This window comes from Anaerobacillus sp. ABR4_321, assembly GCF_056158505.1.
Genome location: NZ_JBSWTK010000001.1, coordinates 2,874,377 through 2,886,150, shown reverse-complemented (window position 1 = coordinate 2,886,150; position 11,774 = coordinate 2,874,377). Strand labels below are relative to the sequence as shown.

14 protein-coding genes are annotated in these 11,774 nt (G+C 42.2%); 13 read left to right on the top strand and 1 reads right to left on the bottom strand.

Translation table 11 applies throughout. The annotated features are described in order from the left end of the window. The first annotated feature begins 1 nt into the window (after position 1). From fabG to rnc, 3 genes are all read left to right on the top strand, one after another. Positions 2–742, top strand: coding sequence for a 3-oxoacyl-[acyl-carrier-protein] reductase (fabG, locus tag ACXADT_RS15005; protein WP_270181838.1), 741 nt, complete (start codon positions 2–4; stop codon positions 740–742). Between the two features lie 73 nt (positions 743–815). After that, a complete protein-coding gene (acpP, locus tag ACXADT_RS15000; RefSeq protein WP_270181839.1) occupies positions 816–1,049 on the top strand; it encodes an acyl carrier protein in 234 nt (77 codons plus the stop codon). A gap of 97 nt (positions 1,050–1,146) precedes the next feature. Beyond that, positions 1,147–1,938, top strand: a complete 792-nt coding sequence (gene rnc, locus ACXADT_RS14995; protein ID WP_474812106.1) for a ribonuclease III — start codon at positions 1,147–1,149, stop codon at positions 1,936–1,938. Between the two features lie 35 nt (positions 1,939–1,973). Here the strand turns inward: rnc and ACXADT_RS14990 are convergent, their stop codons facing one another. Continuing rightward, positions 1,974–2,198, bottom strand: a complete 225-nt coding sequence (locus tag ACXADT_RS14990; RefSeq protein ID WP_270181841.1) for a DUF1128 domain-containing protein — start codon at positions 2,196–2,198, stop codon at positions 1,974–1,976. A gap of 187 nt (positions 2,199–2,385) precedes the next feature. Here ACXADT_RS14990 and smc point away from each other — a divergent pair, with 187 nt between their 5' ends. From smc to rplS, 10 genes are all read left to right on the top strand, one after another. Then, a complete protein-coding gene (gene smc, locus ACXADT_RS14985; protein WP_474831767.1) occupies positions 2,386–5,949 on the top strand; it encodes a chromosome segregation protein SMC in 3,564 nt (1,187 codons plus the stop codon). Positions 5,950–5,967: 18 nt separating this feature from the next. After that, positions 5,968–6,960 (top strand): signal recognition particle-docking protein FtsY, encoded by a 993-nt coding sequence (gene ftsY / locus ACXADT_RS14980; RefSeq protein WP_474831765.1) that lies wholly within the window; start codon positions 5,968–5,970, stop codon positions 6,958–6,960. 103 nt (positions 6,961–7,063) lie between these two features. Then, positions 7,064–7,393 (top strand): putative DNA-binding protein, encoded by a 330-nt coding sequence (locus ACXADT_RS14975; protein WP_474812101.1) that lies wholly within the window; start codon positions 7,064–7,066, stop codon positions 7,391–7,393. 12 nt (positions 7,394–7,405) lie between these two features. Beyond that, the gene (gene ffh / locus ACXADT_RS14970; protein WP_270181844.1) at positions 7,406–8,755 is read left to right on the top strand and encodes a signal recognition particle protein; all 1,350 of its coding nucleotides are present in this window, start codon (positions 7,406–7,408) and stop codon (positions 8,753–8,755) included. A gap of 84 nt (positions 8,756–8,839) precedes the next feature. Beyond that, on the top strand, positions 8,840–9,112 hold the full coding sequence (gene rpsP, locus ACXADT_RS14965; RefSeq protein WP_270181845.1) for a 30S ribosomal protein S16: 273 nt from the start codon (positions 8,840–8,842) through the stop codon (positions 9,110–9,112). Positions 9,113–9,192: 80 nt separating this feature from the next. Beyond that, entirely contained in the window at positions 9,193–9,420 is a 228-nt protein-coding gene (locus ACXADT_RS14960) for a KH domain-containing protein (RefSeq protein WP_474831763.1), read from the top strand. Between the two features lie 108 nt (positions 9,421–9,528). Further along, complete coding sequence (locus tag ACXADT_RS14955) at positions 9,529–9,918, top strand: YlqD family protein (RefSeq protein WP_474831762.1); 390 nt, start codon at positions 9,529–9,531, stop codon at positions 9,916–9,918. 19 nt (positions 9,919–9,937) lie between these two features. Further along, on the top strand, positions 9,938–10,459 hold the full coding sequence (gene rimM / locus ACXADT_RS14950; RefSeq protein ID WP_270182064.1) for a ribosome maturation factor RimM: 522 nt from the start codon (positions 9,938–9,940) through the stop codon (positions 10,457–10,459). Between the two features lies 1 nt (position 10,460). After that, a complete protein-coding gene (gene trmD / locus ACXADT_RS14945) occupies positions 10,461–11,195 on the top strand; it encodes a tRNA (guanosine(37)-N1)-methyltransferase TrmD (protein WP_474834553.1) in 735 nt (244 codons plus the stop codon). Positions 11,196–11,320: 125 nt separating this feature from the next. Next, positions 11,321–11,665, top strand: a complete 345-nt coding sequence (gene rplS / locus ACXADT_RS14940) for a 50S ribosomal protein L19 (RefSeq protein ID WP_224882090.1) — start codon at positions 11,321–11,323, stop codon at positions 11,663–11,665. Positions 11,666–11,774 lie beyond the last annotated feature (109 nt).

Below are 11,774 nucleotides of genomic sequence, written 5' to 3'. Positions count from 1 at the left end.
CATGGCAGAGAAAAAATCGGCACTCGTTACTGGCGGATCTCGCGGGATCGGACGAGCTATCGCACTTGAACTTGCTTCAGAGGGAATGAACGTAGCTGTTAACTATGCCGGTAGTGAAGCGAAAGCGAACGAGGTTGTTGAAGAAATCAAAGCTGCTGGCGGACAAGCCATTGCGATCCAGGCTAACGTTGGGAATATGGAAGAAGTACAAGGAATGGTTAAGGAAGTTATCTCGGAGTTCGGTAGTCTCGATGTTTTGGTTAACAACGCTGGGATAACGAGAGATAACCTATTGATGCGTATGAAAGAGCAAGAGTGGGACGATGTGATCAATACGAACCTCAAAGGTGTATTTAACTGTACGAAATCGGTGACACGCCAAATGATGAAACAGCGCTACGGCCGTATCATCAATGTAGCGTCTGTCGTTGGTGTTGCAGGAAATGCAGGGCAAGCTAACTATGTAGCTGCCAAAGCAGGCGTGATCGGCTTAACTAAAACGACCGCAAAAGAACTTGCTAGCCGTAATATTACGGTCAATGCTCTTGCTCCTGGGTTCATCGAAACCGATATGACAGATGAACTATCTGAAGAAGTGAAGAGCGGAATGAAAGGTCAGATTCCTCTTGGAAGACTTGGGGCTGCAGAAGATATTGCAAAAGCAGTAAAGTTTCTTGCTTCTGATGACGCAAACTATATCACCGGTCAAACCCTCCACATCGATGGCGGAATGGTGATGTAACAGAAGAGAAAAATTGTACATCTAGTTTTTTTCTTTTAGATATCCTATAATAGCTTGAGGGGAGGTGAGTATAATGGCAGATACACTAGAGCGTGTAACAAAAATCATCGTTGATCGTCTTGGAGTTGAAGCGTCTGAAGTTAAACCTGAAGCTTCTTTTAAAGATGACCTTGGTGCCGATTCCCTGGATGTTGTGGAATTAGTTATGGAGCTTGAAGATGAGTTTGACATGGAAATCTCAGACGAGGACGCTGAGAAGATCGTAACAGTTGGCGATGTAATTGATTACATAAATAGCCAAAATTAATATTCGGGAATTTCCTGAATTGGTGGATTAAGCCCCGTATATGCGGGGCTTTATTCCCTTTCTATGTAGAAGATTTTGATTAGTCGTGGAGGTATTTATGTCCAAATCACACAAACACACACATAAAACAAAAAGACGTTTTAAACCTAAGCATTCACGACAACTCGTGGTTGGGGACACTGCGAAAGAAAAGTTCGCTCAGTTTCTAAAAGAAATTGATGTTTCTTTTAATAATGAGCAACTTCTTTACCAGGCATTTACTCATTCATCGTATGTGAATGAGCATCGACTGCATCCGCAGATGGATAATGAACGTCTAGAATTTCTTGGTGATGCTGTACTTGAACTTACAATATCACGGTACCTGTTTGAAAAATACCCGAATATGAGTGAAGGAGAGCTAACGAAGCTAAGAGCGGCAATCGTATGTGAGCCATCGCTCGTGCAGTTTGCTAACGATCTCAATTTTGGGCACCTTGTCCTTCTTGGTAAGGGTGAGGAAATGACGGGTGGAAGAGCAAGACCAGCACTTCTTGCCGATGTGTTCGAATCATTTATATGTGCACTGTATCTTGATCAAGGCATAGAAGTGGTCTTTGAGTTTCTAGAGAAGTTTGTCTATCCGAAGATTAACGCCGGTGCTTTTTCGCATGTGATGGATTATAAAAGCCAGCTTCAAGAAGTGATTCAGCGTGAAAGCCTTGGGGTCATAGACTATGTCATCACGGATGAAAAAGGGCCAGCGCACAACCGAGAGTTTGCGTCCAAAGTAACGCTTAACGGAGCTGACCTCGGGATCGGGGTAGGTCGTTCGAAGAAAGAAGCTGAACAAAAGGCTGCACAACAGGCGCTTCTCAATTTAAAAGAAAGTAATCAAAAAGAATCCTGATCAACAGGATTCTTTTTACGTATGTGGTCATCAGATTATGTTGTGCGTAGCTTACCAAGTTCTGCAAGCAACGCCTGCATTTCACCCGGTGTAAGCGAATCTTTCTTATTGACCATCGTATAGATTTCATGAATATCTTCGTAACGAGAAAGGTCGAAAGATTCTGGTTTGATCATGGCGGCGTTAATTACTTGAAGTTTTTCTTTAATGCCTTCAACCATAAATGCAAGGTTTTCTTCTGTCTTGTTAGATAGATCCATTATGTACCACCTGCCTTTTTACACAATCTGGCTCTAAGCCCTTCGTCAGTTGAAGGATTAAGGAGCTTTTCCTATTGTAACATGGATCACGCATTGTATCGTAGGCTATAGGAATTTATGATAAAATAAGACAGTTAGTTCAAGAGATAGCATACATAGATATGAAACAGATGAGGGGGAAAAATTGTTGTTCCTCAAACGATTAGATGTAGTCGGCTTTAAATCATTCGCCGATCGAATTTCAGTAGAGTTTGTTCCAGGAGTTACATCAGTTGTCGGTCCAAACGGAAGCGGCAAGAGTAATATAAATGACGCGATACGATGGGTGCTAGGCGAGCAGTCTGCAAGGTCACTCAGAGGATCAAAGATGGAAGATATCATCTTCTCAGGTAGTGAGTCACGAAAGGCTGTCAATCTTGCAGAAGTAACATTGACTCTCGATAATCATGACCAATACCTTCCGATCGAATACAACGAAGTTAGCGTAACGAGAAGAGTCTATCGCTCAGGTGATAGCGAGTACTTATTAAACAATCAAACTTGTCGTCTTAAAGATATCATCGAACTTTTTATGGATTCAGGTCTTGGTAAGGAATCGTTCTCAATCATCGGACAAGGACGTATTGAGGAGATATTAAGCAGCAAGTCTGAAGAAAGAAGAAAGATTTTTGAAGAAGCGGCAGGCGTTCTTAAATATAAAACGCGTAAACATAAAGCAGAAGCAAGGTTAAAAGAAACAGCGGACAACCTACACCGCGTGGAAGATATTCTATATGAACTCGAAGATCAAGTAGAGCCATTACGTATCCAAGCTTCGATAGCGAAAGACTATCTTGAGAAAAGGGAAGAGTTAGAAAAGATCGAAGCAGCTCTAACCGTTCATGAGATCGAAGAGTTTCACGCTGCTTGGAAAAAGAAATCTGCTGAGTTCGATGAGTTGAAACAGAAAGAATTGGAGATCTCAGAGTCGGTTCGAGTTAAGAAGGAAGAACTCGAAAACGCAAAGCAAGAATTGCTCATAGCTGAAAACAATATTGAGCGTTTCCAGCAAACCCTACTCGAGACAAGTGAAGAACTTGAAAAGCTCGAAGGGAAAAGAGAAGTCCTTAAAGAACGAAAAAAGAACGCTCATCAGAATAAAGAGAATCTCAAAGAACGAATCAACTTTTTAAACGAAAAGAAAAGCTACTATGAAAATGAAATCACTCAGCATCGAAGCAGGTTTGAGCGCCAGAAAAAAGAATTAGCTCAATTGAAAGATCAGCTGAAGAAAGAAACTGAGTTACTTGCTGATGTCGAGCAAGATATCGAACAAGAATTAGACCGAATGAAGTCTGATTACTTTGAGCTGTTGAATGAACAAGCATCGATCCGTAATGAAAATCGCTACATTCAAGATCAGCTCACTGTTCTTTCACAGCGCAAAAAGCGATTGGATGATGACAATCATAAATTCATTAAACAGCGGACGGATGTAGAAGATAAAAAGAAAGAGCTCACTAAATCTCTAAAAGTTTCAAAAAAGAACCTCGAAACTCATGTTTCATCGTTTTATAAAAGAAAGCACGACGTAGAAGAAAAGAAAAAAGCTCTCGGAGAAAAAGAATCAAAACTCTATCAAGCTTATCAATATATTCAGCAATATCGTTCTAAGAAACAAATGCTTGAGGAAATGCAGGAAGATTACGCTGGTTTCTATCAAGGTGTTAAAGAAGTGCTGAAGGCTAGGAATGACCTTGAAGGAATAGAGGGTGCGATCGCGGAGCTTGTGACGGTACCAAAACAAGTGGAGACAGCACTGGAAACAGCTTTAGGTGGTGCGATGCAAAGCGTTGTCGTACGTGATGAACGAGCAGGGCGCGGAGCGATATCATTTTTAAAGAAAAATCGTTCAGGACGGGCAACGTTTCTTCCGCTAACCGTCATTCGGTCGAGGAAGGTTTCAGGATATGATTATGAACGCGTGAAGAATCACGAGGCGTTTGTTGGCGTCGCATCAGACTTAATCGAGTTTGATGAGAAGTATCGCAACGTCCTAGAAAACTTATTAGGTTCGGTCCTTGTAGCAAACGACTTAAAAGGTGCGAACGAACTAGCTAAAATCGTTCAGTACAAGAACCGTATCGTGACGCTCGAAGGTGACGTTGTAAACCCGGGTGGTTCGATGAGTGGAGGAAGTGTGAAGCAAAAGTCTACTTCTCTACTTAGTAGACAGCGTGAACTGGAAGTTCTAGAAACAAAGCTTGCAGAGATGGAAAAGAAGACGTTAGGTGTAGAAAACGAAATTCAGCGTGAGAAATCAGAGCTTGAGAGACTCGAATCAGAGCTTGAAACGATGAGAGAGCACGGTGAAAATCTCCGGCTAGAAGAGCAGTCACTTCTAGGAGACTTAAGAGGAATCGAAGGTGAAGAGCGAAATACGAACGAACGACTTCAGCTATATGATCGTGAGAAGAACGCGATCGAAGAAGAAATAGAAACGCATGAAAGCAGGAGCGACTACTTATCGAACCGTTTAGAAACGATCTCAAAGCAAGCCGAGGAACTAGAAGAGAAGATCGAAGCACTAACGCTGAAAAAGCAATCTCAGCAGACGTCGAAGGAAACCATCCAAACAGAAATCACTGAGTTAAAAGTGAAGGTAGCTGAACATCAGCAGTCCTTTCAGAACCAAAAAGAAACGCTCGATCGCCTTTCTTCAGAACAAAAGGAAACGACGAATCAGTTGAATGAAACGATGGAAGAGCATTCCTTACTAAATGAAGCGATGACATCTAATTCAACTGGTGAAGAGAAGCTTGATGAAAATATCAAGAAATTAAGAGAAGAAAAAGACGGTTTGTTAGCTTCACTACAAGAAGAAAGAGAAGTGAAAACAAATCATCAGCGAACGATCGATGTGATAGGTAGTGAACATGAAGCAGTATCGAATGAGGAAAAGCAGATAGCAGGGTTACTGCAAGCTGCTGAAGTACAAGTGAACCGTTTAGACGTAGAACTTGAAAACCGTCTCACGATGCTAAGTGAAGAATATGGATTAACGTATGAAGCAGCGAAAGAGAAGCATGTGCTTACCATCGATGCTAGTGAAGCAAAGAAGAAGTTAAAGCTGATCAAGCTTGAAATCGATGAACTAGGGACGGTTAACATTGGTGCGATCGATGAGTTTGAGCGTGTGAATGAGCGCTATACGTTCTTAACAGAGCAGCAAAAAGATTTGTTACAGGCAAAAGATACGCTTTATACGGTAATCGATGAGATGGACCAAGAAATGAAGAAGCGTTTTCAAGATACGTTTACGAAGATTCGAACTCAGTTCCAACAAGTGTTTGAAGAATTATTTGGGGGAGGAAAGGCGGATCTCGTTCTCACGGATCCTGAGAATCTCTTATCTACCGGGGTCGATATTCTTGCACAGCCTCCGGGCAAAAAGCTTCAGCACCTTGCTCTCCTTTCTGGCGGGGAACGAGCATTTACAGCGATTGCGCTACTGTTTGCCATCCTGAAAGTGCGCCCAGTTCCTTTCTGTGTCCTAGATGAAGTTGAAGCCGCACTCGATGATGCAAATGTGAATAGGTTTGCGAGATATTTGAAACAATTCAGTGAGAAGACACAGTTCATCGTCATTACGCACCGTAAGGGTACGATGGAGGAGTCAGATGTTCTCTATGGTGTGACCATGCAGGAATCAGGCGTTTCAAGGCTTGTGTCAGTTAGACTTGAAGATTCGAAACAATTAATATCGCAATAAGACTTTGGGGGGATTTCAATGAGCTTTTTCAAAAAGCTAAAAGACAAGTTTACAACGCAATCGGATAATGTGACTGAGAAATTTAGAGATGGACTCGAGAAAACACGAACATCGTTTTCTACAAAAATGAACGACCTTGTAAAGAACTATCGTAAAGTTGATGAGGAATTTTTCGAAGAGCTAGAAGAATTATTGATCAGCGCTGACGTGGGTGTTGCGACAGTAATGGACCTTATCGATGTATTGAAAGATGAAGCGAGAACGAGAAACATTAAGGACACAGAAGCACTTCAAAGCGTCATTTCTGAAAAGCTTGCTGAATTGCTTCATAAAGAAGAAGATAATTCGTTGAACATTCAAGAAGACGAATTAACGGTCTTCTTGTTCGTTGGCGTTAACGGTGTAGGTAAAACCACTACGATCGGGAAGCTTGCTCACAAGTTTAAGCAAGAGAACAAGAAGGTTCTCCTAGCGGCTGGTGACACGTTTAGAGCTGGAGCCATCGAACAGTTAGATGTGTGGGGCGAGCGGGTAGGAGTCGATGTCGTGAAGCATCAGGCAGGTTCTGATCCTGCAGCAGTCGTGTTCGATGCGGTACAATCAGCTAAGTCCAGAAAAGCAGACATCCTGCTTTGTGATACGGCTGGACGTCTTCAGAACAAAGTGAACTTGATGAACGAACTTGAAAAAGTGAAGCGCGTGATTCAAAGGGAAATCCCGAATGCGCCACATGAAGTCATTCTCGTTCTCGATGCGACGACTGGTCAGAATGCGATGAGCCAGGCGAAGCAGTTCAGTCAATCGACTGATGTTTCAGGAATCGCTCTGACGAAACTCGATGGAACTGCAAAAGGCGGTATCGTTTTAGCCATTCGACATGAGCTAGATATCCCTGTTAAGCTAGTTGGACTCGGTGAGCAAATGGATGATTTACAGGAGTTTGACGCTGATACGTTCGTTTATGGACTCTTCTCATCGATCATCGAAGAAGACGGTGAAAAAGAAGAGTAAAACACGAAAAGATTGTGTTAAGAAAAAATCTTGACAAATGATTTTACGCATAGTAGTATATTTAACGTAAAGGTGATTGCCTTAACACGAGGGGGTGCTACCATTGCTCGAAAAAACAATGCGTATGAATGCGTTATTCGACTTTTACCAGTCGCTCTTAACTCCGAAACAAAGGAATTACATGGCATTGTATTATTTGGATGACTACTCCCTTGGTGAGATCGCAGAAGAATTTCAAGTTAGCCGTCAGGCTGTCTATGATAACATTAAGCGAACGGAACAAATGATAGAAGAATACGAAGCAAAACTATTGCTATTCGAGAGATACAACAAGCGTCAAGAGTTGTTTGAAGAGCTTACTGAAGTGCTCAAGCAAGAGGATCCAAACTCGAAAGCTCTAACATTGATTAAATCTCTCGAAAAACTCGATTAGGAGGCGGCAAACATGGCATTTGAAGGTTTAGCCGACCGACTGCAAGGTACCCTGCAGAAAATTCGCGGCAAAGGGAAAGTTACTGAAGCAGACGTCAAAGAGATGATGCGTGAAGTAAGGTTAGCTCTACTTGAAGCGGATGTTAACTTTAAAGTCGTGAAGCAGTTCATTAATAAAGTTAAGGAGCGGGCTGTAGGGCAGGAAGTAATGAAGAGCCTGACGCCGGGTCAGCAAGTCATTAAAGTAGTTAATGAAGAGCTGACTGCACTTATGGGCGGAGAGCAAAGCAAGATCGCAGTATCAAACCGTCCGCCAACTGTTATTATGATGGCTGGTCTACAGGGTGCGGGTAAAACGACAACTGTCGGGAAGCTTGCGAACCATTTACGAAAGAAGCACAATCGAAAACCTTTACTCGTTGCGGCAGATATCTATCGTCCAGCAGCGATCAATCAGCTAGAAACCCTAGGTAAACAGCTCAGCATGCCAGTTTTCTCGATGGGAGATCAGGTAAGCCCTGTCGAAATCGCCACGAAAGCGATCGAAAAAGCTAAAGAAGAGCATTTAGATTACGTACTGATCGATACGGCCGGTCGTCTTCATATCGATGAAGACCTTATGCAAGAACTGAAGGACGTAAAAGAAGCAGTAACACCTGATGAAATCTTCTTAGTAGTAGACGCAATGACTGGACAAGACGCTGTGAACGTAGCCGAAAACTTTAACGATGCACTAGATATTACTGGTGTTGTTCTAACAAAGCTTGATGGTGATACTCGCGGAGGGGCTGCACTTTCGATCAAGTCAGTCACTGACAAACCGATCAAGTTTGCTGGTATGGGTGAAAAGCTTGATGCGCTCGAACCATTTCATCCAGAAAGGATGGCGTCCCGTATATTAGGGATGGGAGATGTGCTCTCTCTAATTGAAAAAGCACAAACTTCAGTGGATGAAGACAAAGCAAAAGAGCTCGAGAAGAAAATGAGAACGATGAGCTTTACGTTCGATGATTTTCTTGATCAACTTGGACAGGTTCGCAGCATGGGCCCTCTTGATGAATTGATGGATATGATTCCTGGGATGAACAAGAAGGCGATGAAAAACGTCAGCGTTGATGAAAAACAAATCGGTCGAGTTGAAGCGATCATTCAATCGATGACCACTCTTGAAAAAGAGCAGCCTGATGTGATCAATGCGAGCCGCAAGAAAAGGATTGCTACAGGCAGTGGAACATCTGTACAAGACGTCAATCGTCTCTTAAAACAATTTGATGAGATGAAGAAAATGATGAAACAGATGACCAACATGTCTAAAGGTGGCAAGAAAAAAGGCAAGGGCATGAACTTCCCATTCATGCAATAAAAACGAAATAAATTTCCTCTTTACAAGAGTGACAATTTATGATATTATATTTATTTATGTGAGTATTTTTTGGAGGTGAAACACATGGCAGTTAAAATTCGTCTAAAACGTATGGGTGCTAAAAGAAACCCTTATTACCGCGTAGTTGTTGCAGATTCTCGTGCTCCTCGTGACGGACGTTTCATCGAGGAAATCGGAACTTATAATCCGGTTGCTAATCCTGTTGACGTTAAAATTAACGAGGAAAAAGCTCTTGATTGGATGCTAAAAGGCGCTAAGCCTTCCGATACAGTCCGTAACCTTTTCTCTAAAGAAGGTCTTATGGAAAAGCTACACAACGCAAAAAACCAAAAGTAACATGACACCGTGGGGGAGGCTTTATCGTAAAGCCTCCTTTGGTGTATTTTTTTCCATCATCTAAAAAGGTGGGGTAATAAATGAAGGAACTCGTTGAAACGATCGTAAAAGCCCTTGTCGATTATCCTGATGAGGTAATGGTTGAAGAACTACCTGGAAGCAAGGAAGTCACTTATAAACTCTATGTTCATACGAACGATACTGGCAAAGTGATTGGAAAGAATGGTAAGGTAGCTAAATCCATCCGAACAGTAATGAATGCAGCAGCAGTGCAATCAGGCACGCGTGTACAGTTAGAAATCGTATAAGGGGAGTCGTACTCCTCTTTTTTGTTGTTTTAAGGGACGTGAATGTTTACATAGTTAACTTATATTGAGTTGCTACCAAATCCCTCTATACCATGGAGGTAAACCGAAATGAATATCATAAAGAAGTATGAAGTGAAGCAGCTGTTGACAGAATCTAGTCGAGCTTTTTATATAGATAAGTGGGATCAAGAGATTGCGATCCTCGATCAAGAACGAGAACAACTTCAATTTGAAAAGAAACGGTTGCAGAAGAAACGGCCCTCTGATAAAGAGTGGATCAGTGAGCAATTCGAGAAGGAATTGCATTCTCGAAATGAGCAAATATCGATTCTTGAATATAAGATTGAACAAATCGAGCAGCTTCCACCAGAAAGCGAACTTCATGAAGGGAAAGTGGATGCCATCCAAAGTATTGAAGTGGGGGATGAGTGGAAAGCTGCTGAACAAAAAGGTAAAATCATTATTAAAGATGGGATTGTGCAAAGCATAACCCCATAGTTCAAACGAAAGGAATTACATCATGACACAATGGTTAAACGTTGGGAAAATAGTGAATACACATGGTGTTCGAGGTGAGGTAAGAGTCATTTCTAGGACTGACTTCCCTGAAGAACGCTACGCTGAAGGGAATAAACTCTTTTTGTTTAAAGAAAACAAAGAGCCGATTCAGTTGGTTGTTCGTTCTCATCGAAAACATAAGCAGTTCGATCTGCTTACGTTTGAAGGGTTACATTCCTTAAATGAGGTCGAGCATATGAAAGAGGGAATTCTTAAAATTAAAGAGGAACAGCTTGGTACGTTAGAAGCAGACGAATTTTATTATCGTGACATCATTGGTCTTGAAGTTCACTCAGACGAAGGAGAATACCTTGGTAAGGTGAAAGAGATTCTTTCTCCAGGTGCGAACGATGTCTGGGTTGTACAACAAGCTAGCGGAGGAAAGGATTTGCTGCTTCCTTACATCAGTCAGGTAGTCAAAAGCGTAGACTTATCGAAGGGTGAAGTGATCGTTCATTTAATGGAAGGACTTCGTGATTAGCATGAAGATCGATGTACTATCGTTGTTCCCTGAGATGTTTACAGGTGTGTTAAATCACTCGATCTTAAAGCGTGCGCAGGAAAGTGGTGCGGTTTCTTATCAAGTGACGAATTTCAGAGAGTACAGTACCAATAAGCATAAGAACGTAGACGATTACCCTTATGGTGGTGGTGCTGGTATGGTCTTAACGCCACAGCCCGTGTTCGATGCTGTCTCATCACTCGCGGATCCTTCAAAAAAACCTCGTGTTATATTGATGTGTCCACAGGGAGAAAGGTTTACACAGTCAAAAGCTGAAGAATTGGCAGCTGAAGACCACCTTATCTTCGTGTGTGGTCATTATGAGGGTTATGACGAAAGGATTCGAGAGCACCTCATTACAGATGAAATCTCGATCGGAGATTTTGTTTTGACCGGCGGAGAACTTGCGAGCATGGTCGTCATCGACAGTGTGACGAGGTTGCTGCCTGGGGTGTTAGGTAATAAGAGCTCAGCACCAATGGACTCATTCAGTAGCGGGCTTCTTGAGCATCCTCATTATACACGACCATCATCGTACGAAGGGCATGCTGTGCCTGACGTGCTTCTGTCGGGAAACCACGCTGCGATCGAAAAGTGGCGTTTAAAGGAATCACTCAGACGAACCTGGACAAGAAGACCAGACTTATTAGAGTCTAAGGAGCTTTCGAAAGAAGAGCAGAAAATCCTTAACGAAATAAAAGAAGAATCTGATTGATTCTCCCTTGTAATCTAATACCTGCTATGCTATGATATTTTTTGTGGCATTAGTCATGAATTACGATGTTCCGCTGTAATGCACCATTATTTATAAGAGCATCTGTGTGGAAGGAGGGTTACTTGATGCACAAGTTAATCCAGGAAATCACAAAAGAACAGCTTAAGTCGGATCTTCCGAATTTCCGACCAGGGGATACTGTGAAAGTTCACGTTAAAGTTGTCGAAGGCACTCGTGAGCGTATTCAGGTATTCGAAGGTGTTGTGATTAAACGACGTGGTGGCGGAATTAGCGAAACGTTTACAGTACGTAAGATTTCTTACGGAACTGGAGTTGAGCGTACATTCCCTGTACATTCACCAAAAGTTGCTAAGCTTGAGGTAGTTCGTCGCGGTAAAGTTCGCCGTGCTAAGCTATACTACTTGCGTGCACTTCGTGGTAAAGCCGCTCGTATTAAAGAAATTCGATAATAATGGTATCTATGAAAAAGGAGCTTGCGCTGTCAGGCTCCTTTTTTCTATTCTATTGGATATCGGTGTCCTATTTGCTATGGTAAAATGAACTGTGCATAGGTTTGTG